The sequence below is a fragment of the Alphaproteobacteria bacterium genome, assembly GCA_039980135.1.
In the GTDB taxonomy this organism is placed as follows: domain Bacteria; phylum Pseudomonadota; class Alphaproteobacteria; order UBA6615; family UBA6615; genus UBA8079.
On record JBDXCV010000006.1, the window covers coordinates 184,342 to 206,372 of the forward strand.

The 22,031-nt window shown below is 63.2% G+C and carries 19 protein-coding genes; 15 read left to right on the forward strand and 4 right to left on the reverse strand.

The features are described 5' to 3' along the window. The first annotated feature begins 18 nt into the window (after positions 1 to 18). Positions 19 to 279, forward strand: coding sequence for a glutaredoxin 3 (gene grxC / locus ABJ363_09080; protein ID MEP4379139.1), 261 nt, complete (start codon positions 19 to 21; stop codon positions 277 to 279). On the opposite strand, the gene ABJ363_09085 is transcribed toward grxC, so the two are convergent. Next, positions 276 to 791 carry an SAM-dependent methyltransferase gene (locus tag ABJ363_09085; GenBank protein ID MEP4379140.1) on the reverse strand — a complete coding sequence of 172 codons (516 nt, stop codon included), beginning with the start codon at positions 789 to 791 and terminating at the stop codon, positions 276 to 278. The two genes, grxC and ABJ363_09085, sit on opposite strands and share 4 nt — an antisense overlap. Before the next feature lie 112 nt (positions 792 to 903). On the opposite strand from ABJ363_09085, the gene ABJ363_09090 reads away from it, so the two are divergent. Next, positions 904 to 1,329 carry a DUF1178 family protein gene (locus ABJ363_09090; GenBank protein ID MEP4379141.1) on the forward strand — a complete coding sequence of 142 codons (426 nt, stop codon included), beginning with the start codon at positions 904 to 906 and terminating at the stop codon, positions 1,327 to 1,329. 23 nt (positions 1,330 to 1,352) lie between these two features. Here the strand turns inward: ABJ363_09090 and ubiG are convergent, their stop codons facing one another. Next, positions 1,353 to 2,108, reverse strand: coding sequence for a bifunctional 2-polyprenyl-6-hydroxyphenol methylase/3-demethylubiquinol 3-O-methyltransferase UbiG (gene ubiG, locus ABJ363_09095; protein MEP4379142.1), 756 nt, complete (start codon positions 2,106 to 2,108; stop codon positions 1,353 to 1,355). Between the two features lie 183 nt (positions 2,109 to 2,291). Between ubiG and ABJ363_09100 the strand changes: the two genes are divergently transcribed. From ABJ363_09100 to ABJ363_09140, 9 genes are all read left to right on the forward strand, one after another. Further along, a complete protein-coding gene (locus tag ABJ363_09100) occupies positions 2,292 to 3,527 on the forward strand; it encodes an aspartate kinase (GenBank protein ID MEP4379143.1) in 1,236 nt (411 codons plus the stop codon). A gap of 82 nt (positions 3,528 to 3,609) precedes the next feature. Next, on the forward strand, positions 3,610 to 5,919 hold the full coding sequence (gene ptsP / locus ABJ363_09105; GenBank protein ID MEP4379144.1) for a phosphoenolpyruvate--protein phosphotransferase: 2,310 nt from the start codon (positions 3,610 to 3,612) through the stop codon (positions 5,917 to 5,919). A 230-nt stretch (positions 5,920 to 6,149) separates the two neighbouring features. Further along, positions 6,150 to 7,625, forward strand: a complete 1,476-nt coding sequence (locus ABJ363_09110) for a RodZ domain-containing protein (protein MEP4379145.1) — start codon at positions 6,150 to 6,152, stop codon at positions 7,623 to 7,625. A 141-nt stretch (positions 7,626 to 7,766) separates the two neighbouring features. After that, on the forward strand, positions 7,767 to 8,903 hold the full coding sequence (gene ispG, locus ABJ363_09115) for a flavodoxin-dependent (E)-4-hydroxy-3-methylbut-2-enyl-diphosphate synthase (GenBank protein ID MEP4379146.1): 1,137 nt from the start codon (positions 7,767 to 7,769) through the stop codon (positions 8,901 to 8,903). Positions 8,904 to 8,926: 23 nt separating this feature from the next. Beyond that, positions 8,927 to 10,171, forward strand: coding sequence for a histidine--tRNA ligase (gene hisS, locus ABJ363_09120; GenBank protein MEP4379147.1), 1,245 nt, complete (start codon positions 8,927 to 8,929; stop codon positions 10,169 to 10,171). A gap of 6 nt (positions 10,172 to 10,177) precedes the next feature. Further along, on the forward strand, positions 10,178 to 11,515 hold the full coding sequence (gene hemA / locus ABJ363_09125; protein ID MEP4379148.1) for a glutamyl-tRNA reductase: 1,338 nt from the start codon (positions 10,178 to 10,180) through the stop codon (positions 11,513 to 11,515). Further along, entirely contained in the window at positions 11,512 to 12,600 is a 1,089-nt protein-coding gene (prfA, locus tag ABJ363_09130) for a peptide chain release factor 1 (GenBank protein ID MEP4379149.1), read from the forward strand. The genes hemA and prfA overlap by 4 nt, the downstream gene beginning before the upstream one ends. After that, positions 12,593 to 13,465: a peptide chain release factor N(5)-glutamine methyltransferase gene (gene prmC, locus ABJ363_09135; protein MEP4379150.1), complete on the forward strand. Its 873-nt coding sequence runs from the start codon at positions 12,593 to 12,595 to the stop codon at positions 13,463 to 13,465. Before prfA ends, prmC begins: the two co-directional genes overlap by 8 nt. A 245-nt stretch (positions 13,466 to 13,710) precedes the next feature. Further along, positions 13,711 to 14,352 (forward strand): DUF4167 domain-containing protein, encoded by a 642-nt coding sequence (locus ABJ363_09140; GenBank protein MEP4379151.1) that lies wholly within the window; start codon positions 13,711 to 13,713, stop codon positions 14,350 to 14,352. 31 nt (positions 14,353 to 14,383) lie between these two features. Here ABJ363_09140 and ABJ363_09145 read toward each other — a convergent pair whose 3' ends face one another. Next, complete coding sequence (locus ABJ363_09145) at positions 14,384 to 15,142, reverse strand: MOSC domain-containing protein (GenBank protein ID MEP4379152.1); 759 nt, start codon at positions 15,140 to 15,142, stop codon at positions 14,384 to 14,386. Between the two features lie 205 nt (positions 15,143 to 15,347). Here ABJ363_09145 and clpB point away from each other — a divergent pair, with 205 nt between their 5' ends. The 4 genes from clpB to ABJ363_09165 all read left to right on the forward strand — a co-directional run bounded on the left by clpB (position 15,348) and on the right by ABJ363_09165 (position 20,630). Continuing rightward, the gene (gene clpB, locus ABJ363_09150; protein ID MEP4379153.1) at positions 15,348 to 17,945 is read left to right on the forward strand and encodes an ATP-dependent chaperone ClpB; all 2,598 of its coding nucleotides are present in this window, start codon (positions 15,348 to 15,350) and stop codon (positions 17,943 to 17,945) included. 41 nt (positions 17,946 to 17,986) lie between these two features. Then, a complete protein-coding gene (locus tag ABJ363_09155) occupies positions 17,987 to 19,015 on the forward strand; it encodes a hypothetical protein (GenBank protein ID MEP4379154.1) in 1,029 nt (342 codons plus the stop codon). Between the two features lie 335 nt (positions 19,016 to 19,350). Then, on the forward strand, positions 19,351 to 19,866 hold the full coding sequence (locus tag ABJ363_09160; GenBank protein ID MEP4379155.1) for a sigma-70 family RNA polymerase sigma factor: 516 nt from the start codon (positions 19,351 to 19,353) through the stop codon (positions 19,864 to 19,866). Further along, positions 19,863 to 20,630 (forward strand): anti-sigma factor, encoded by a 768-nt coding sequence (locus ABJ363_09165; protein ID MEP4379156.1) that lies wholly within the window; start codon positions 19,863 to 19,865, stop codon positions 20,628 to 20,630. Before ABJ363_09160 ends, ABJ363_09165 begins: the two co-directional genes overlap by 4 nt. Here ABJ363_09165 and ABJ363_09170 read toward each other — a convergent pair. Further along, on the reverse strand, positions 20,620 to 21,969 hold the full coding sequence (locus ABJ363_09170; protein ID MEP4379157.1) for a M23 family metallopeptidase: 1,350 nt from the start codon (positions 21,967 to 21,969) through the stop codon (positions 20,620 to 20,622). The genes ABJ363_09165 and ABJ363_09170 overlap by 11 nt on opposite strands. Between the last annotated feature and the right edge of the window lie 62 nt (positions 21,970 to 22,031).

Below are 22,031 nucleotides of genomic sequence, written 5' to 3' on the forward strand. Positions count from 1 at the left end.
TCTGGAGGCACGGACATTATGGCGAAGATCGAAATCTACACGGGCATGATGTGTGGCTACTGTTCGGCCGCCAAACGCCTGCTCAAGGAGAAGGGTGTTGATTTCGAGGAAACCGATGTCAGCTTCTCCAGCGGCAAGCGCAACGAAATGATGGCGCGCGCAAATGGCAGCCACACCGTGCCGCAGATCTTCATCGACGATGCGCATATTGGCGGTTGCGATGATCTTTTCGCACTCGAATCCGCGGGCAAGCTCGACAGCATGCTGGGGATCGCCTAGCGCCGCACAGCGCAGATATGCTGGATCACCGCCGGGCGCGGATCGGTGACGTCGCCATGCTTGTAGGCAATCACGTCCAACACGTCGTTGACCGCATCCATTAGCTCGTTTGGCGCCAGCAGGAAGTCGGGATTGGACGGCTTTCCATATTGCTCATTCCCCAGGGCGAATGTCTCGTAGAGCAGCATGCCGCCCGGTGCCACGGCGTCGATCAGCGCCGGCAGCAACGGCCGCCAGAGATAGTTGGTCACCACCACCGTGCCGTATGCCGCGGCGGCGGGGCGCCAGGGATCAACGCCGGCTTCGAGATCGGTTTCGATGATGGTCAGGTTCGGGTGGCCCGCGATGTCATTCAGGCGCGAGGTGTCGCGGTCGACTGCGGTGACGTCATGGCCTCGATCCAGAAACAGCCGCGCGTGACGCCCCGAACCGCAGGCGACATCGATTACAGGGCCACGGGCTTGCGGGGCGAACCGGCTGATCCAGGGGGACGGTTGACTGTCGGTAGCCATTCTTGTGCTCGATGGAGACTTGTAATCTTTCTGCAATAGCACCAATTTTCAGGTGTTTCGTATTCTTTCAGCGTCGGCCATCGCCGATATGCGGTCACAGGGAACGTTCGGGGTGATTAGTTTCAATCTGATCTGCAAGAACGACCACGAATTCGAGGGTTGGTTCCGCAATTCGGCCGACTTTGACCGGCAGGCCGGTAAGCGGCTGATCGCGTGCCCCGAGTGTGACAATACCGACATCGCAAAATCGCTGATGGCACCGGTCGTGGGCGCCAAGGACACGGTCCGCGCCAACCGGACCGAGAAGGCCGAGCAGGCCCGAAAGCTGCGCAAGATGTTGGGCCAGGTCCGCGATTATGTCGAAACCAATTTCGACGATGTGGGCGACGATTTCACGGACGAGGCGCGGAAGATCTATTACGGCGAGACCGACGAACGCCCCATCTACGGCAATGCCACGGACGAGGACGCAAAGGAATTGGCCGATGAAGGTGTCCCGGTCGGCAAGCTGCCCTGGGTGAAGCGCGCCGACAACTAGGCCGATGACCGGCGTGCTGCGCCTTATGCGTGGCGGCAGCCCACCCCCATATAGTTCACATCCATGTCGGACCGGTTGCGTGACCAACTGCCCGTGAGCGGGTTGAAGACCACGCCTGTCAGTTCGAGCATTTCGATGCCCCCGGCCTCCAGCCCGTTGACCAGTTCCGACGGTTTGACGAACTTGCGCCAGTTGTGAGTCCCGCGCGGCAGCCAGCGCATGACATATTCCGCGCCCACGATCGCCAGCGCGAACGCTTTCGGCGTCCGGTTCAGGGTGGCGGCGAAAGTAAGTCCGCCGGGCGCGACCAGCCGGGCGCAATCGCCCAGGAAGGCCGCCGGGTCGGCCACATGCTCAACGACTTCCATGCTGAGCACGATATCGAAGCGAAGGTCTGCCGCGCACAGTTCCTCGGCGGTCGTCGCGCGATAGTCGATGTCGAGGCCGGCTTCCTCGGCGTGGAGCGATGCGATCTCGATATTCTGGGCGACGGCGTCAATGCCGGTTACCTTTGCGCCCAGGCGCGCCATGGGTTCGCACAACAGCCCGCCGCCGCAACCTACGTCGACGAGGCTAAGTCCCTCCAGCGGGCGCACGGAATGTGTGTCGCGGCCGAAATGCGCGCACGCCCGATCGCGGATATATTCCAGGCGCACCGGGTTGAACCGGTGCAGCGGCCTGAACTTGCCGGCGGGGTCCCACCACTCGTCCGCCATGCGCCGGAACTTCTCAAGCTCCACCGGATCGCGGGAATCCTGTGTGCCGGTCTGGTCGGTCATCGGGCCGTCGATTCCTTCGTACCGTTGATTCTAGCCACGCCCGCAGTGCTTGCAAGCGGGGATGGGGCTGAGTATGGATACGCCGCCCTTGCATCACAAGTTGGCGCGCAAGCGCCGGACGCGGCAAAACCGCACGTTCTGCGCGCCTTATGTGTGCTTGTGACGGGCGCAACGGAAGAGACAATGGCACGAATTGTTGCAAAATTCGGCGGGACCTCCGTCGCTGATCTGGATCGAATCCGCGCCGTCGCGGAGCGGGTCAAGCGTGAGTACGAAGCCGGGCATCAGATCGCCGTCGTGGTGTCGGCGATGGCCGGGGTCACGAATGACCTGGTCGCGCTGACGCGCGAGGCCCACGCCCTGCATGATGCTCGTGAGTATGACGTCGTGGTATCGACCGGCGAACAGGTGACCGCCGGCCTGCTTGCCATCTGCCTGCAGGAGAAGGGGGTTCCGGCGCGATCCTGGCTCGGTTGGCAGATCCCGATCAGGACCTCGGACGCCCATGCGCGCGCGCGCATCGAGGGGATCGAGATCGACGAAATGGAACGCCGCTTTTCCGACGGTCAGGTCTGCGTGCTTGCGGGATTCCAGGGTGTCGGGCCGGACAATCGGATCACCACCCTGGGGCGCGGCGGATCGGACACGACCGCGGTGGCGCTGGCGGCCGCGCTCAAGGCGGACCGTTGTGACATCTATACGGACGTGGACGGGGTCTATACTTCCGATCCGCGGATCGTGACGCGCGCGCGCAAGCTGAGTAAAATCACCTATGAGGAGATGCTCGAAATGGCATCCCTCGGTGCGAAGGTCCTGCAGACCCGCTCGGTTGAGCTGGCGATGAACCACCGGGTTCCGGTTCAAGTTCTCTCATCATTCGACGAAGCCGTCGGCAGCGAGCGACCGGGAACCCTGGTCGTGGACGAGGAAGATATCGTGGAACACGAAATTGTAAGCGGCGTTACCTATAGCCGCGACGAAGCCAAGATTACGCTGGTCCAGGTCTCCGACCGGCCGGGCGTGGCGGCCGCCATATTCGGTCCGCTCGCGGACGCGAACGTCAATGTCGACATGATCGTGCAGAACGTCTCCGAAGACGGCGCCAGCACGGACATGACATTTACGGTGACCCGCGGTGACCTGGATCGCGCCATCGAGATACTCAAGGCACGCAAGGACGAGCTCGGCTTCACGTCGTTGGTGCCGGACGCCGACGTGGTGAAGGTTTCGGTTGTGGGTGTCGGCATGCGCAGCCATGCGGGCGTGGCCCAACGGATGTTCTCGGCGCTCGCGGAACGCGGGATCAACATTCAGGTAATTTCCACGTCGGAGATCAAGATCAGTGTGCTGATCGCCGAGGAATTCACGGAACTGGCGCTGCGCGCGCTGCACACCGCCTACGGGCTCGACGCCGCATAGAGATCGACATGTTACCCAGCTTCGCCCCCTCCGAGCACGGTCGAAGCCGCGCTTCGGCGACGGCGTGGCGGCGGGTGTGGCCATGAAACCGCCTGTCGCCTCCGGCAAAAAGCCGACAGATGTGAAGGCGGGTTCTTCCGGATGGACAGGCTCGCGACGTCTGTTGCGACAGTTGCGCGATATCATGGCGGGACCGGATTCCGCCCAGGCGCGGCTCGACCAGATTGCCACCCTGATCGCCCGCGAACTCGTCGCCGAAGTGTGTTCGATCTATGTGCGTCGCGCCGGCGACGTGCTCGAGTTGTTCGCGACCGAGGGATTGCGTCCTGATGCTGTCCGCAACACCCGTCTGATGGTCGGCGAGGGGCTGGTGGGATTCGTGGCGGCGCAGGCGATGCCGGTGGCGCTCGCCGACGCGCAGAGCCATCCCCAGTTCGTCTATCGTCCGGAGACCGGCGAGGAGCTCTATTCCTCGTTGATGGGTGTGCCTGTGCTGCGTGGAGGGCGCGTTCTCGGTGTGCTGGTCGTGCAGAACCGGACCCAGCGCGGCTACACCGACGAAGAAGTCGAGACGCTCGAGACCACGGCAATGGTCCTTGCCGAACTTATCAGTGGCAGCGGTATTCTGAATCTGGACGAAGCGCGCTACGACGCGGTCACGGAAGCCCTGCCCCAGCGCCTCGAAGGTCTGGCGCTGAGTCCGGGCCTGACGATCGGGACGGCCGTGGTTCAACGCCAGCGGGTCACCATCGAGCGCATGCTCAGCGATGATCCCGTGGCCGAGGAAAAGCGTGTCCGTGACGCGCTTGCCGGCATGCACGGGCAGCTCGACGCAGCGCTTGAACGGCCCGAATTTTCCGGAACGGGCGAGCATCGCGACGTTCTGGAGACCTTCCGGATGTTCGCCGAGGACAGGGGATGGCTGCGCCGGATCAATGAGGCGATCCGCTCGGGTCTGTCCGCCGAGGCCGCGGTGCAGCGCGTTCAGGACGAAACGCGCGTCCGGATGGGGCAGGTCACCGACAGTTTCCTGCGCGAGCGATTGCTCGATTTCGAAGAGCTGACGGATCGTCTGCTGCGCCAGCTCGCCGGGCGTGGGCCGGATGCCGGATTCCAGCTGCCCGCGGATGCGGTGCTGGTCGCTCGGACGTTGGGGCCTGCCGAGTTGCTGAATTACGAACCGGAGAACCTGAAGGCGGTGATCCTGGAAGAAGGTTCGGCGAACGCCCATGCCACGATCGTCGCGCGGGCGTTGGGGGTGCCGCTTGTCGGTCGGCTCGAGGGCTTGCTGTCGCGGATCGAAACGGGGGATGCGGTACTCGTCGATGGCGAGAACGGCGTGGTCTATCTGCGACCGGGCGACGAAGTGCGATCGAACTTCGAGATGGCCGTGGCCGCGCGCAGCGCGCGCCTCGAGATTTACCAGAATTTGCGCAACATGGCGTCGGAGACTCGCGACGGCATCCCGGTCATGTTGCTCCTCAACGCCGGGTTGCTGGCCGATATGGTGCGTTTGGACGAAACGGGTGCGGCGGGAATCGGGCTTTATCGGACGGAGATCCCGTTCATGATGCGCGCCGACTATCCGGATGTGGCCGCACAGACCGAATTCTATTCCCGGGTCATCGAGGAGGCGGCCGGGCGGCCCGTGACGTTTCGCACGCTCGACATCGGCGGCGACAAGGCGTTGCCCTATTTGCACAACGCCGCCGAGGAGAATCCCGCCATGGGCTGGCGTGCGACGCGTATTGCGCTCGACCGTCCGGCGATGCTGCGACATCAGTTGCGGGCGCTGATCCTCGCGAGCGCCGGGCGCGAACTTGCGGTGATGTTCCCGATGATTGCGCAAGTCTCGGAGTTCGAGGCCGCCAGGAAACTCCTGGACATGGAGCTTGCGCGGGCCGTCCGGCGTGGAGAGCCGGTTCCCGCGACGGTCCGTTCCGGTGTCATGCTCGAAGTTCCCGCGCTCGCGATGCAGCTTGAGAATCTGCTGCCGCGGATCGATTTTCTGTCCATCGGCAGCAACGATCTGGTGCAGTTCCTGTTTGCCTCGGATCGCGGGAACCCGCGGATGGAAGGGCGGTACGACACCCTGTCGCCTGCGGTTCTGAATTTCCTCAAGCGAATCGTCGAGGAATGCGACCGATCTCGGGTCGACCTGACGGTTTGCGGCGAAATGGCGGGTGATCCCGTCGCGGCGATGGCGTTGATCGGGATCGGCTATCGGCGGCTTTCCATGTCACCCGCCAATGTCGGGCCGGTAAAGGCCATGATCCGCTCGATGTCGGTGGCGGGCGTGACCGACTATCTCGAGGACCTGCTGCACGCACCAACCCCGAGCGTTCGGTCACATCTGCGCGGATTCGCGCGAGATCACGGGGTAGAGGTCTAAATCGTTGCGGCTGGGACTCGCATTTGATACTAAGTCGAGGCACAAACGTGAAATTCGTTTGATTATGGTGACTTAGGTCTCAGATTGCGGTTTGCTTACTTGGGCTAGGCATCTGACAGGAACTGGTTTATGCGGCTGGCGGAATTCACCGAACGTCGTTGGCTGGGGACAAGATGGTACGTTTAAACCCACGCTCTTTTCGCGTCCTGAATCAGGATGGCGCGTCAGACATGATGCATTCGGTTGAGGGCGCGGATCATGTCGGGGCGTTCCTGCGCGAGGCGCGAGAAACAACCGGCCGGACGGTGGCGGATGTTGCGCAGAATTTGCGCATTCGCCGGGTCTATCTCGAGGCCATCGAAGACGGTCGTTTCGACGAGTTGCCGGGTGCGACCTACGCCGTCGGCTTTGTGCGATCCTACGCAGCCTATCTTCGGTTGGACGCGCCCTCATTGGTGGCACGATTCAAGGAGGAGGCGAGCGGCATTCAAGCCCCGCAGGAGCTTGAGTTTCCCACACCGGTGCCGGAGGGTCGGTTCCCCGGGGGGTTGCTGGTCACCCTGAGTCTGCTGCTCGGCGCCGCGGCGTTTGGCGGCTGGTACTGGCTGCAAAGTCAGAACGGCATCGAGGTCGCGCGGGTTCCCCCGCCGCCCGGGGAAGAACAGGCGACGGCCGAGGTGAGTGCGCCACCGCCAGGTATTTCGGGTGAGAGAACGGCCCGGGTCGCGGGTCCTGTAACGGGCTCGGTTGCATCGGAAACGCCGACGACCGCGCCGGCAAGTACGGTGGCTGAAACGGCGATAGAGACTGCCGCCGACACCGCCGAGCCGGCCGCGCCGACGATTTCGGAACCGGACGATTCCGCACCGGCGTCTGATGCTTCCGAAGTTGCCCTCGTACCGGAGACTTTTCAGCGGCCGCAGGGAAATCCGCCCGCTGGCGACGCTGATGCGCCGACTACCGCCGAAGCGCCGCCGGAGATATCACAGGTTGCGCCACCGAATACGCAACCGGACGCACGGCCTGTCATTTCCCAAGTGCCGAACGAAACCGTCGCGGTCGCCGAAGTGCCGGCTCCCGATGTGACCACCGAAACGGCCCCCACGGGAACAGGCGCGTCCGGGACGAACATGGCGGAACCAGTACCTGTCCGGCTGGCGGTATCTGAACCGGCAGTTTCCGAACCGGTCGTTGCTGCGGTGCCGGTGGACCCGACATCCGACAACGTGACGTCCGACAACCTGGCATCCGACGACGGGACGCCGGCGGGTGAGCCTGCCGCGGACACGGACGTCGCTGTGGTGACGCCGGCTCCGGCCGAGCTTTCATCCGAACCGGCGATTATCGCGCTTCCCGAGATCGAGGACCCGCAGGCGTCGGCGAGCGACGCCGCCCCGGATCGGGAGGGTCGCACATACGGGGCCAGAAATTCGGCCGCCCGGATCATCCTGCGTGCCGCGGAGAACACCTGGGTCCAGGTCCGTGACGAGGAAGAGAATGTTGTCCTGACTCAGATGCTACAGGCCGGCGACAGATATATGGTGCCGAACCGCGGCGGATTGCGGCTGATGACGGGCAATGCCGGTGGTCTCGATATTTCCGTCGACGGGGAATCGGTTCCGGCGATCGGCGCGCGCGGTGAAAGCCGTCGCGATGTCCGCCTGGACCCCGAACTCCTCATGACAGGGGCCGCGGTCGTCAGATAGCGCTCGCCGCCGTCTCGATGTCGGTCGCTGCGTAGGTCTCGGTGGCGCCTGTGTGCGGTTGATATTTCACCCGGTGGCGCGCATGTTACGGCAGATTTTCAAGGTTGATTTCCGGCGTCGAATCCGAAGGTTGAAACAAGCATGAGCGTCCGTCCCTATCGCGACATCGAACGGCGAAAAAGTCGTCAGATCATGGTCGGCGATGTGCCCGTCGGCGGCGACGCGCCGATCACGGTTCAGTCGATGACCAATACCCGGACGACCGACGTGGCCGGTACTATCGATCAGATCCGCGCGCTCGAGGTCGCGGGCGCGGATATCGTGCGCGTATCTTGTCCCGATGAGGAAAGTACGGCCGCACTGCACCAGATCATTCCCGAGGTCACGGTCCCGATCGTCGCGGACATCCATTTTCACTATCGCCGGGCCATCGAGGCGGCCGAAGCCGGCGCCGCCTGCCTGCGTCTGAATCCTGGCAATATCGGCTCCCGCGAGCGCGTACGAGAGGTCGTACATGCGGCGCGCGATAACAATTGCTCCATGCGCATCGGGGTCAACGGGGGCAGTCTCGAGAAGGAATTGCTCGAGAAGTATGGTGAGCCCTGTCCCGAAGCATTAATCGAAAGCGCGCTGAATTCCGTCCGCATGCTTGAGGATGAGGATTTTCACGAGTTCAAGATTTCGGTGAAGGCGTCGGATGTTTTCCTCGCCGTTGCGTCGTATATGGGGCTTGCCGAGGCCTGTGATTATCCGCTGCATATTGGCATCACGGAGGCGGGTGGCCTGCGTTCGGGGACGGTCAAATCCTCGGTCGGCCTCGGCATGCTGCTCTGGTCGGGGATTGGCGACACGCTGCGTGTATCCCTGTCGGCCGATCCGGTCGAAGAGGTGAAGGTCGGGTTCGATCTGCTGAAATCCCTCGGGCTTCGCCACCGGGGCGTAAACGTGATCTCCTGCCCATCCTGCGCGCGCCAGCAATATGACGTGATCGAGACCGTGAAGGTTCTCGAAGAACGCCTGTCACATATCACCACGCCGATGACGGTGTCGGTGATCGGCTGTGTTGTGAACGGGCCGGGCGAGGCGACGATGACGGATATCGGGTTCACCGGCGGCGGTCGCGGCACCCATCAGGTGTATATCGGCGGACAGCCCCATCACCGCCTGCAGGACGAGGACATCGTCGATCATCTGGTCGGCCTCGTGGAGGCCAAGGCGGCGGAGATCGATGCGGCAGAAGCTGAGGACGCCGGTAGCCTGTCGTCCGCGGCCGAATAGAGCCGACACGCGCCGAGACGATCGTGGCAAAGCTTCAGCCTGTACGAGGAACTCATGACCTGATCGGTGACGAGGCGCGCGCGCAACTTGCCATTGTCGCGGCGGCGCGCGAGGTCGCCGACCGGTATGGCTATGGCCCGATGGCGACGCCGATCTTCGAGTTCACCGACGTCTTTCAGCGCACCCTCGGCGACACGTCCGATATCGTCACCAAGGAAATGTACACGTTCGAGGACAAGGGCGGCGACAGCCTGACCCTGCGCCCGGAAGGTACAGCGGGGATCGCACGCGCGGTTATCTCGGGGGGCTTGCGCAACGAACTGCCGCTGAAATGTTTCTACACCGGCCCGATGTTTCGCCATGAGCGGCCCCAAAAGGGACGTCTGCGTCAATTCCATCAGATCGGTGTCGAGCTGATCGGAGTCGCCGAGCCGTCCGGCGATGTCGAGGCGATCGCGCTGGGCGCGGATATTCTCGATGCGCTCGGCATTCTGTCCGAGACCACGCTTGAGTTGAACACGCTGGGCGATGGCGAGAGCCGTGCGGCCTACCGTGACGCCCTGGTGGATTATTTCACCGGCCATGCCGACAAGTTGTCCGACGACAGCCGTGAACGCCTGCACCGCAACCCGTTGCGGATTCTCGATTCCAAGAATGAGGGTGACCGCGCCGTGATTGCGGGCGCGCCTGTGTTTGACGATTATCTGACTGACACGGCGCGCGAATTCTTCGATGGGGTGCGCGCCGGCCTCGAAACGATCGGGATCGCCTATACCCTCAACCCGCGGCTCGTGCGCGGCCTCGACTACTACAGCCACACCGCGTTCGAGTTCACGACCCAGGCGCTGGGTGCCCAGGGGACCGTGCTTGCCGGGGGACGCTATGACGGGCTGATCGAGACCATGGGTGGCCCCGCGACACCGGGGGTCGGTTGGGCCGCCGGTGTGGAGCGGCTCGCGATGATGCTCGGCGCGCCTGTCCAGCCGGCCCGCGCGATTGCGTTGGTCGGGATGGGCGAGGATGGCGAACGCGAAACGGTTCGCCTCGCGCGCGAACTGCGCCGCGCCGGGTTGACGATCGAACTGCTCTACAAGGGCGGGGTAAAACGCGGCCTTAAACGCGCCGACCGGATCAACGCTGCGGCGGCCGTGCTGATCGGCGACGACGAATTGGCCAAGGGAACCGTTACCGTGCGCGACCTCGACAGCGGTGAACAGTCCGACGTGGCCATCGCCGACCTGACCGACCACCTCGCCGCCTACCGTTAGCGACACATGGATATGGGCCACCGTCCTGAAGATCGGGCGGCGCCGGCCGACTATGTCGTCGTGGGCGCCAGCCACAAGACCAGCAGTGCCGCCATGCGGGATCGATTGTTCATCGAGGATGGGGACGTGCCCGGTGTGCTCGCCGTGCTGCGGCAGGGCGGTTTCGATCAGGCACTGATCGTCTCGACCTGTGATCGGGTCGAGCTGCACGGCGCGGCCGTCGACCCCGACCGCGCGATTGCCGTGGCGCGGGATTTGCTGAGCCGGCGTTTGGGCGGCCAGGATCTCGCCGATGGCGAATTCTTTCATCTGACGGGGGCTGCCGCAGCGCGGCATGTTTTTGCCGTCGCGGCAAGCCTCGAAAGCGTCGTGGTCGGTGAATCCGAGGTTTTGGGACAACTCAAGACCGCCCATGGCGTCGCCCGCGATGCCGGTGGCGTCGGCCGCGAGATCGAACGTCTGATGCAGCACGCCTATGCGGCCGCCAAGGATGTCCGCGCGAACACGATGATCGCCGAGGGGCCGGTTTCTCTGGCGACAGCGGCTGTGCAGGCGGCGCGCAACCTGTTCGGCGATCTGGATGATGTGTCGGCCCTGCTGATCGGCCCGGCCGAGATGGGGATGCTCATGCTCGACCAGTTCCGCAATGGCGGCCTGCGGCGGGTGACGGTCGCGGCCAGCAATGTGGCGCGCGGCCAGGCGCTGGCGCGGATTGTCGAAGGCCATAGCGTGACTTATGACGACATTCCGGCGGCGCTCGTCGGTGCGGATTTGGTGATCTGCGCGGCAGGAATCGGCCGCCCGATGATCTCCGCCGCCCTGCTGCAGGACGCCTTGCGTGCGCGGCGGCGCAAGCCGGTCTTCGTGCTCGACGTGGCCATTCCCAATGATGTCGACCCGGATGTTGCCAGCCTTGACGATGCCTTTCTGTTTGACCTCGATCATCTGGAATCGATTTCCCGCTCCAACCGCCAGTCGCGTGACGCGGCGGCGGCGGAAGCGTGGCAGATGATCGACCGGCACCTCACATTGTTTCAGGATTCACGGGCGGAGCGCGACGCGGTGCCGGTTGTGGCGGACCTGCGGGCGCATTTCGATGCGGTCAGGACCGAGGTCCTGTCGGAAAATCCCCAGGGCGATGCGGACGAAATAACGCGGCGACTGGTCAATCGTCTGTTACACACGCCCTCCTTGGCATTGCGTGCGGCGGCGCGAGACGAGGGTATCGACAGCCCGGTGGTGGCGGTCGCACGGCGCATGTTCGGACTGGCCCCGGGCAAGCAGGCTGAAAATGACAAACCGGAGACGGACGGCGATGGATCGTCCGGGAGTGAAGACGAATGAGCCTGGATGACAAACTCGACCGGGTGGTCGAACGCCATACGCAACTGTCCGATCTGCTGGCGAATACCGACGGCAGCGATCCGCAGGAGTATGTCCGGCTGTCGAAGGAGTATGCCGAACTTGGCCAGGTGGTGGAGAAGGTGTTGGCGCTGCGCGGTGCGCATGACGAAATCGCGGGCCTCGACGAGATCCTTGCGGATGGCGAGGCCGATGCTGAAATGAAGGATCTCGCCCAGCTCGAGATCGAGGAACTGCGCGACCGTGTGCCCGAGCTCGAGCAGTCTCTCAAGCTCATGCTTCTGCCCAGGGACGAGGCGGACACAAAGAATGCGATCCTCGAAATACGCGCCGGTACCGGGGGCGACGAGGCGGGCCTCTTCGCCGGGACCCTGTTCCGGATGTATCAGCGCTATGCGGAGAACAAGGGCTGGAAAGTCGAAGTGATGGATTCCAGCGGCACGGGTATCGGCGGTTACAAGGAAGTCGTCGCGAGCATCAGCGGCCAGGATGTGTTCTCGCGTATGAAGTACGAATCCGGGGTGCACCGGGTACAGCGGGTGCCCGAGACGGAGAGCAGCGGTCGGATTCATACGTCCGCGGCGACTGTCGCGGTGCTGCCGGAAGCCGAGGAAGTCGATATCGACGTCGCCGAGAGCGACCTGCGGGTGGATACCTACCGCGCGTCGGGCCCGGGCGGGCAGTCGGTCAACACGACCGACAGCGCGGTGCGGATCACCCATATTCCGACCGGGATCGTGGTGACCCAGCAGGACGAAAAATCCCAGCACAAGAACAGGGCCAAGGCGATGCGGGTCTTGCGCGCGCGTCTGTATGAACATGAGCGCCAGCTGATCGACGCCGAACGCGCCGCGTCGCGGCGCAGCCAGGTGGGTTCGGGAGACCGCTCCGAGCGTATCCGCACTTATAATTTTCCCCAGGGCCGGGTGACCGATCACCGGATCAACCTGACCCTTCACAAACTCGACCGAATCCTCGACGGGGAGGCGCTGGACGAACTGGTTGATGCGCTGACCACCGAAGACCAGGCCGCCCAACTTGCCGAGGATGACAGTCAAGATGCCTGAGACGATTTCCAACACGATTGCCGCAGCGCTGGCGGAGGCCGGCGGGCGGTTGCGCGCGGTCGGTGCCGACAGCCCTGAACTCGATGCGCGGGTCCTGTTGCGCCAGGTGACCGGGCACGAAGATGCCTGGATGATCGCCAATCCCGACGCCGAAATCGATGCGGCTGCGTTGCACTGCTTTACGGAACTGTTGGAGCGCCGCGAACGCCGCGAACCGGTTTCGCAGATCGTCGGCGAACGTGAGTTCTGGTCGCGAACTTTCCGCGTGACGGCAGATGTTCTGACGCCGCGTCCCGATACCGAAACCCTGATCGAGACGGTTCTGGCGCGCATCGAGGACCGAGATGCGCCGTTGCGTATACTGGATCTGGGAACCGGTAGCGGGTGTATTGCGTTGACGTTGCTGGCGGAATGTCCGAACGCCACCGCGCTGGGTGTGGATGTGTCTCCGGCGGCGCTGGACGTGGCGGCCGCCAATGCGGAAGCGCTGGGTCTGGCCGGAAGGGTCGAGTGGCGCGAGACTGATTGGTGCGAGGGTATCGAGGGGCCGTTCGACGTCATCGTCTCCAATCCCCCCTATATCGCGCGCTACGAGTTGAAGCATCTCGATCCGGAAGTGCGGGAGTTTGAACCCAACATGGCCCTGGACGGGGGGGCCGACGGAATGGCCGCATACCGGCGCATCATTCCCCAGTTCAAAAGACTCGGGACCGGCCGGTCGGTGATCGCCCTGGAACTGGGGCAGGGGCAGGCGCGCGGTGTTGCCGCACTCGGCCGCGTTGCCGGGCTGCGCATCGCCGAGGTCGACCAGGATATCGCGCGTCGGGCGCGGGTCATCACCTTTGAGCCGAATACGCAGGGTTAATGAAGCGCAAAAAGTGCTTGGAAAACAAAACCGGGCCGCATAGGGTGCCCCGGTCAGATATGCCGTAGGGTGCCTGTAGGGATCACAATCCCACAGGCCTTGGCGAATAATCTGAACTCCCGGATCCGAACTTGAAGTGACCTCTTGCGGTTGAGCGGTCATTTCCGGAAAGCGTGTGATCCCAAAGGGCGGCGCCGGTTTGAACGGGAGTTGGACCGTAATCAGTAATCTGATCGACGGAAGCAATGCGACCAAACTCGAATAACAACAGGCGGGCACGGGGCCGCGGCGGACGCAAGTCCGGCAATTCCCGGAACCAGACATATGACAGCAACGGCCCCGGCGCACGCGTACGCGGGAATCCGTCGCAGATCTATGAGAAGTATCAGCAACTGGCCCGCGATGCGGGCTCGGCCGGTGACCGCGTGGGGGCAGAAAACTATCTGCAGCATGCGGAGCATTATTACCGATTGATGGCTGCCGCCGCCGCGAAGAACGAGCAACGCAGCGGCTCGGATGACGGGGCGCGGGAAGACTCATCTCGCGATGATTCATCTCGCGATGATTCATCACGCAACGATCCGCCGCGTGAATCGAGCCGCGATTCGAACCGCGATTCGGGCAACGGTCATGGATCCTTTGTCGAGAACTTGCAGGCCGAAGATACGGACACCGACGGTGATGGCGCAGGTGCCGCATCGAAGGGCGAGAAGGCAGACGATGCCGGTTCACGCTCGAATGGTCGCAAGCGGCGCTCGCGTCGCAGCAACGGCCGCACGGCTGCGGCAAACGGCAATGCGGATTCCGACGGTAATGTCGCCGATGACTCTGCAAGCAAGTCAGACGATACGGATGGCAACGACGACGGCGAGACCGTGACGGCCTAGTTGCTCATGTCGGCCGGTTGCCGGCTGGCGGTCAGTGCGGCGCGATCGGGTCTCCCGGTCGGATTTCGCCCGGTTCGACGATCCGCGCATAGACCCCCATATCGGCATGGCCCCAATCCTTTTGCAGGGCACCGGGAAGGTTCATGTCGCGCGTGGCCGTATCAGGATTGACGTTGGTCGCGGCACATCGCCGAATGCGTTTGACGACCTCGGCGACGGCGCTGCCGATTTGAATCCTGCGGTCCAACCAGTCGAATTCCGACCATGGGGGTACACCGTCGAAATAGACGTTTGCCCGAAACCGGCGCGCGTCGATGTCGGCGTCGATGGATGCGCCCAGCGCGGCGATACTGTCGAGATTGACCAGCGAGATCACCTTCGCGTCGAGATCGGAGAAACTATGGTTGCCGGCCTCGAGTAGAGTCGGTGGCCCGTCGATTTCGTCGGTGAGAAATTCGCTGAAGAATGCCTCGACCTTCGCGCGGCCCTCGGGCGTGGAAAGGCTTGCGGAGACGACGATCCGGGCCTTCCGGCGCAGGGTAAGTCGATCCGCCGCGGAATCGAACTCGGCTTCCAGTTCCGCCAGTTTTTCATCGCGCACAAGCGCCAGGAAGTTGGTTTTCGGCATCCAGACCGGGTTTTCCGTGTCGAATGCGAATCCGGGTCGACCGAGCGCAAACCGCCGGTCATCCTTGATTGTTTGCCCTTCTGTCAGGCTTGCACGGGGCAGAATGAGGCCCGACAGGCCCTTAACCGGGTAGCTACGAATTTCTGAGATACTGGCGTTCATATCAGGGAACTATTCCTGCTGAATTAGTCGACGATGGGTCGAGACGAAGGTCTTGTGTTGCGTCAAAGCAACACCATATTTCAAGGACGTGGACTGGCTTGTGCATCGAGATGGCGGGCCGCCAGCGTGTCCTTGTGGCGAATGCCGGAACCGGGTTCGCCGTCCATGCCCGCCTCATGCGAGGGGGTCGTTCGAGGAGTAGAACATGAATTTCGAGAAATATACCGAACGCGCGCGCGGATTCGTTCAGGTCGCGCAGGATCTGGCGCAACGCAGTGCGCATCAGCAATTGGTGCCGGAGCATCTGTTGAAGGCCCTGCTCGACGACGAGGAGGGTTTGTGCGCCAACCTTATCCGGGCCGCCGGCGGCGATGCCGCAGGCGCGGAGCAGGCTGTCGAGCTGGCGCTCGGCAAACTTCCCAAGGTCGAGGGTCAAGGCGCCGGACAGATTTACCTGTCCCAGGAAACCAGCCGCATCTTGAGCGCCGCACAGGATGTCGCCGACAAGGCAGGTGACAGCTTCGTCACGGTCGAGCGACTTCTGCTGGCCGTTGCCCTGGCGACGGGAACCAATGCGGCAAAAATCCTGGCTGATGCGAATGTCACGCCGCAGGCGTTGAACGAGGCGATCAATGCGTTGCGCAAGGGTCGGACAGCCGACAGCGCCACGGCGGAAAATGCCTATGAGGCCCTGGCCAAATACACCCGTGACCTGACTGCGGCGGCCCGCGACGGCAAGCTCGATCCCGTGATCGGCCGCGACGAGGAAATTCGCCGGACGATTCAGGTTCTCGCACGGCGAACCAAGAACAACCCGGTGCTTATTGGTGAGCCGGGCGTCGGCAAGACCGCCATTGTCGAAGGGCTCGCCCTGCGTATCATCAATGGCGATGTACCCGAAAGCCTGCGCGACAAGCGGCTGCTGTCGCTCGACATGGGTGCGCTGATCGCCGGGGCGAAGTTCCGTGGTGAGTTCGAGGAACGCCTCAAGGCGGTGCTCGAAGAGGTCGGCTCGGCGGCCGGTGAGATCGTGCTGTTCATCGACGAGATGCACACGATTGTTGGCGCCGGTGCGGCCGAGGGTTCAATGGATGCCTCCAACATGCTCAAGCCCGCCCTGGCGCGCGGCGAGCTGCATTGTGTAGGTGCAACGACGTTGGACGAGTATCGAAAGCATGTCGAGAAGGACGCGGCCCTGGCTCGACGCTTTCAGCCGGTCTTTGTCTCCGAACCGACCGTGGCGGATACGATTTCGATCCTGCGCGGCCTGAAGGAGAAGTACGAGCTTCATCACGGTGTGCGGATTACCGATTCCGCGCTTGTCTCGGCGGCAACATTGTCCAACCGCTATATCACTGACCGGTTTCTGCCGGACAAGGCGATCGACCTCGTCGATGAGGCCGCATCCCGGTTGCGGATGGAAGTCGATTCGAAACCCGAGGAGATCGATGAACTCGACCGCCGCATCATCCAGCTCAAGATCGAGCGTGAAGCGCTGAAGAAGGAAAGCGACAAGGCTTCCAAGGACCGGCTGGAGGTGCTGGAGGAAGATCTCGGCGAGCTCGAAGCCAGGTCGGCGGATCTCACCTTTGTCTGGCAGGCGGAGAAGGAGAAACTTGCCGGGACCCAGAAAATCAAGGAGCAGCTCGATGCCGCGCGACTCGAGTTGGAACAGGCGCAGCGTGTCGGCAACCTGGAACGCGCGGGTGAACTGGCCTATGGGCGGATTCCCGACCTGGAGCGCGCCGTGGCCGAGGCCAATGAGGCGCCGGACGGCAACATGCTCGACGAGGAAGTGACGGATTCCCATATCGCCGGCGTGGTCTCACGCTGGACGGGTGTGCCCGTGGACAAGATGCTCGAAGGCGAGCGGGAGCGGTTGCTGGAGATGGAAGCCATGCTCGGTGCCCGGGTCATCGGGCAGGGTGAGGCGATCGGCGCCATCTCCAACGCGGTGCGTCGCGCGCGCGCCGGGCTGCAGGACCCGGATCGGCCGATCGGGTCGTTCCTGTTCCTCGGGCCGACCGGCGTCGGCAAGACCGAACTGACCAAGGCGCTTGCCGAGTTCATGTTCGACGACGAGCACGCAATGGTTCGCGTGGATATGTCGGAGTATATGGAAAAGCACGCGGTGGCCCGCCTCATCGGTGCACCGCCGGGATATGTCGGCTACGAAGAGGGTGGCGCCCTGACCGAAGCCGTCCGGCGACGGCCGTATCAGGTCATCCTGTTCGACGAGATCGAGAAGGCCCATCCCGACGTCTTCAATGTGTTGCTGCAGGTGCTGGATGATGGTCGGCTGACCGACGGACAGGGACGCACGGTCGACTTCAAGAACACGCTGATCATCCTGACGTCGAATTTGGGCAGTGAGCATCTCGCCAACCAGCCAGATGGCGAGGATACGGGTCAGGTCCGCGAGGCGGTAATGGAAGTCGTCCGCGGTGCCTTTCGGCCTGAATTCCTCAACCGCCTGGACGAAGTGCTACTGTTCCATCGCCTGACGCGCGACCAGATGTCCGGCATCGTGGAGATCCAGCTGGCCCATCTCCGGCGCCTGCTTGAAGACCGCAAGATCGGTCTTGATCTGGACGATGCGGCGACCGCCTGGTTGGCGAACGCCGGATATGACCCGGTCTATGGCGCGCGACCGCTCAAGCGGGTCATCCAGCGGTATCTCCAGAATCCGTTGGCGACGATGCTGCTCGAGGGCACGATTGTGGACGGTGAAGTGGTCCGGGTGGGCGCCGGCGCCGACGGCCTCGTCATCAATGGCGAGGTCGTGCAGGCCGAAGCGGCCTGACGGGCAACCTGCCACCGCCAACCAGCGTGGAGATGTGACGCGTGACTGGACAATCCTCGCTCAGGCGCCGCTGGTTGATCCGTGGTGGATTGGTGATCCTGGTGCCGCTATGCGTCGTCGTGGCGATTTTGAGCTACTTCTTCACGGTCGGCGCAGTTGAGCGGCACGAGATTGCCATGCCCCCGCCCGGGCTTCCTGACCTGGCGGGCGATCAGAATGGTCGCCTCGGCAAGTATCTGGTTGATGGCCGGCTGGACGCATCGCGAATTGAGCCTCGCTTTGAGGAGATCCGCGGCCGGTTCGACGGCGTGCGCATCATTTTCGTGCCGTCCTATCTCAGCGATGCCGTCATCCCGTCGGTTGAACTGGGCAATGACCTCGGTTACATGGCCGGTATCTACAGTTGGCTGGCCGAAGAGGGCATCGATGCCGAGATCGCGGATATCGAGACCGAAGACAGCGTCGCGGCGAATGCAGAGCGGCTCGTTCAGATCGTTGGAGACGGGACCTCCCCGGTTTGTTTCGTGACTCACAGCAAGGGTGGTCTCGATGTCATGGAGTATCTGCGCCGTGCCGCACCGGAACAGCGCGACCGCGTGGTGTGCTGGATCGCGATGCAGGTGCCGTTTCGCGGCTCCCCCGTTGCCGATCTGGCGCGTCAAGTCTCGGGATTTCCCGAACTGATGGATGCGGTGCTTTCGGTTCTCGGGCGCCGGGGCGAATCCCTGAGAGATCTCACGACTGACGTGCGTGAAGCCTATCTCGAAGTGCACAGGGCCGAAATCGCGGCGGTACTCGAAACTGTCCCGATCCTGTGCGTGGCGACCTATGTCACCGATCCGGACAATTTTGCGCGGCCGACATCCTGGAGCTATCCGACGCTGCTATGGATGCATGGCAATGACGTGCCGAGCGACGGGCTGGTGCCCGTACGATCGGCGACCGATATCTGTCCGCGGTCGATCACCCTGGAAGGGCTCGATCACACCGGCATCGTCGCACCGGGACTGATCGCGCCGATCGATCAGACTGCGTTGATGCGACTTCTGTTGTTTTTCGTCCGTGGCTGAACAAGCTGATTTTATGCTGGCGAAGTTTTTCCGGGAATAAACCCGCGATCCACCTGTTGATGATGTGCCTAGGCAAGTAGGCGGTCGGGTGGCCGTGTGCAGGCCGTCGCCGGGAGACCGGGGGCGCCCCGCGTGCGCGGTCATCCGGCGATTCTTTTGATTCGGCTCCTGGGCCGGTCCGGGCCCTGATCCCCACGCCCCTGACCACTACGCCCCGGGCGCGCCGAACTTGCCGGCGAATACCCCGAAAGGCGGCGGTCGGTGATATCTTCCAATGTCACTGTCCGCCGCCGCATTCGCATGCCAGTGTTGTATAAGGGGGCCGGAGACCGGGAATGAAACGCAGTTCGTTCGAGCGCGTCGAGATGCATATACCCAACCTGCGCCGTTATGCGCTGGTGCTGTTGCGTCATGACGAGCCGCGGGCGGACGACCTGGTTCAGGATTGTCTCGAACGCGCGATGAGCCGCTGGCATCTTTGGAAGCGGCCCGGGAATTTGCGCGGCTGGCTGTTCACCATTCTGCACAATATCTATGTCAATGACGTGGCGCGGGCCGTGGCGCGGCCGGATGTCGTCGAAATCCAGGATTATTTCCCGGCGATGGCGGTGCCGCCCAACCAGGCGGACCGGATTCAGCTCCGCGAGGTGACCGCGGCTATTCAGGATCTGCCCGACACCCAGCGCCAGACCCTGTTGCTGGTGACGATGGAGGGCTTCAGTTACGACGAAACGGCGGACATCACCGGCGTTCCCATCGGGACGGTAATGTCTCGCTTGTCGCGCGCGCGAGAGAAGGTGCGGGCGGCAAGTTGGGGGGAAACGCGAGACAGTGGACGGAGCATAACGTGAGCGATCTTCCCGAAATTCCCACCGAGGATGAGATACAGGCGCTGGTGGATGGCCGCCTCGATCCCGGTCGTCGCGCCGAGGTTGAGGCCTGGTTGTCCGCGAACCCCGATGAGGCCATGCGGGTCGCGGAGTTCCGCGCCATTTCGAGCGCCGTCGAGCGAGTTTATGACCCTCTTTTGGAACGGCAGATTCCGGCACGACTCCAGAATATCGGCGCGTCGGCGCCGGTCCGCAGCCCGATCTGGCATGTGGCGGCGATGGTCGCGCTGATTGCTGTGGGCGCCGCCGGTGGCTGGTTTGCGAATGATGCGGTGAGTACGGGTGAGGACCCGAATGTCAGTCTGGCGCGTGGTGCGGTGAAAGCGCATCAGATGTATGCGCGCGAAGTACGCCATGCCGTCGAGGTGCCGGCGAGCGAGGAAGCCCATCTGGTCGCCTGGCTTTCAAAGCGCCTGGACGCGCCGTTGCTGGCACCCAACCTGGATGGTGAGGGTTATCGGCTCGTGGGGGGACGTCTCCTGCCGGCGTCCGAATCCGGTCCGGCGGCACAATTCATGTACGAAGCGGAATCGGGTGAGCGGCTCACGCTTTATGTCGAGCAGAACCTGGCGGGGGGTGAGACGGCGTTCCGTTTTACCGAGTATGACGATGTCTCGGCGTTCTGGTGGAAGGACGGGCCGCTGGCCTATGTGCTGATCGGTCAGGGCGCGCGTGACCGCCTGCTGTCACTGGCCCGCGCGACCTATCAGGAACTTAATCCGTAAGCGAGTGGTCGCCGCCCGCCGTAAGCGCGGGTGCCGCCAGAGACGCGAAGCGCGCGTCCACGGATTCACGCAGGCTCTGGAACGTTGCGAGACGGTCACCCTTGAGCTTTTCGCCGCTCGGCAGCTTGAGCCCCAGGGGGTTGATCTGCTTGCCGTCGCGATGAATTTCGTAGTGTAGATGTGGCCCTGTGGACCGGCCGGTCGTCCCGACATATCCAATGACCTGCCCCTGCCGCACGCGCTTTCCGGAACTGATGCCACGCGCGTATCCGTTCAGATGGGCGTAGGCGGTGGCGTAGGTGCCGTTGTGGCGGATGCGGATATACTTGCCGTAGCCGCCATTGACCCGGGCGACCTCGACGGTGCCGTCGCCGGCGGCATAGATCGGCGTACCCGTGGGCGCCGCGAAATCCACGCCCGCGTGCAGGCGGGTATATCCCAGGATCGGATGTTTTCGTTTGCCGAAGCGTGACGACAGGCGTGCGCCGTCGAGCGGTGTCTTCATCAACGCCTTGCGCACGCTTTCACCCTTTTCGTTGAAATAGTCGATCGTCCCTTTCGAGGTTTCGAACCGATAGAAGGGCAGATCGGTGCCGCGCAGGGTAAGCTTGGCGTAATGGATTTCACCGTTGTTGACGACGGCATCGTCTTCGTTGCGCTGGCGTTCGAACATGATTTCGAAGGCATCGCCGTTCCAGATGTCGCGCTGGAAATCGACGTCGAAGCTGTAGATTCGAATCAGTTCGATCAGAACCGAAATCGGGATACCGGCGTCGCGTCCGTTCACGAAAAGGCTCGAATCGATCACGCCGGTAACGCGGACGAATTCCGTCGTCAGCGGCAGCTCTATTTCCCGGGCGACGAAACTGTCGTCCGCGCGTTCAACCTCGACCTCTCGGTCATAGGTCACAGGCAGACGCAGGGATGAAAGCGTGTAGTCGGGCGCATCGGCGGGGGTTTCGGCCACGGGGTCAGTTAACGGGCCGAGAGTGATTTGCAGTTCGTCGCCGACCCGCAAATCGCGGCGCGGATCGTAGACGCCCTTCAGGGACTGGATCGCCGTGTGGGCGTCGGCGCGTTTCGCCCCCGCCTTGACGAGCACGTCCATCAGATTGTCGCCGTTTTCGATTTCCACGGTGTGGATCAAGGGGCCGAGCGGTTCCGGCTCTACGACGGGGGCTGGAATGGCGGGCGGGGTCGCCGCTGTAGCGGTCGATGAAACCTGTGGGACGGGGTCGGTTCCGCTGAGGCTGCCAAAAACAAATGCGCCTGCGGGAAGCAGGATCACGGCCGCCGCGAGTGCCGCCAGGGCAGGTTTATTGCGCAGGTCGAACTTCAAGCGTCGAATCCTTCACTCGAATCAAATGTCGGCGAGTCACTCAAACGAACCGCCGACGCCCC

Excerpts from the sequence above, each read along its gene's own strand:
- grxC (MEP4379139.1), top strand. The coding sequence starts at position 19 with ATGGCGAAGATCGAAATCTACACGGGCATGATGTGTGGCTACTGTTCG.
- ABJ363_09085 (MEP4379140.1), bottom strand. The coding sequence starts at position 791 with ATGGCTACCGACAGTCAACCGTCCCCCTGGATCAGCCGGTTCGCCCCG.
- ubiG (MEP4379142.1), bottom strand. The coding sequence starts at position 2,108 with ATGACCGACCAGACCGGCACACAGGATTCCCGCGATCCGGTGGAGCTT.
- ABJ363_09100 (MEP4379143.1), top strand. The coding sequence starts at position 2,292 with ATGGCACGAATTGTTGCAAAATTCGGCGGGACCTCCGTCGCTGATCTG.
- ptsP (MEP4379144.1), top strand. The coding sequence starts at position 3,610 with ATGAAACCGCCTGTCGCCTCCGGCAAAAAGCCGACAGATGTGAAGGCG.
- ABJ363_09110 (MEP4379145.1), top strand. The coding sequence starts at position 6,150 with ATGATGCATTCGGTTGAGGGCGCGGATCATGTCGGGGCGTTCCTGCGC.
- ispG (MEP4379146.1), top strand. The coding sequence starts at position 7,767 with ATGAGCGTCCGTCCCTATCGCGACATCGAACGGCGAAAAAGTCGTCAG.
- hemA (MEP4379148.1), top strand. The coding sequence starts at position 10,178 with ATGGATATGGGCCACCGTCCTGAAGATCGGGCGGCGCCGGCCGACTAT.
- prfA (MEP4379149.1), top strand. The coding sequence starts at position 11,512 with ATGAGCCTGGATGACAAACTCGACCGGGTGGTCGAACGCCATACGCAA.
- prmC (MEP4379150.1), top strand. The coding sequence starts at position 12,593 with ATGCCTGAGACGATTTCCAACACGATTGCCGCAGCGCTGGCGGAGGCC.
- ABJ363_09140 (MEP4379151.1), top strand. The coding sequence starts at position 13,711 with ATGCGACCAAACTCGAATAACAACAGGCGGGCACGGGGCCGCGGCGGA.
- ABJ363_09145 (MEP4379152.1), bottom strand. The coding sequence starts at position 15,142 with ATGAACGCCAGTATCTCAGAAATTCGTAGCTACCCGGTTAAGGGCCTG.
- clpB (MEP4379153.1), top strand. The coding sequence starts at position 15,348 with ATGAATTTCGAGAAATATACCGAACGCGCGCGCGGATTCGTTCAGGTC.
- ABJ363_09160 (MEP4379155.1), top strand. The coding sequence starts at position 19,351 with ATGAAACGCAGTTCGTTCGAGCGCGTCGAGATGCATATACCCAACCTG.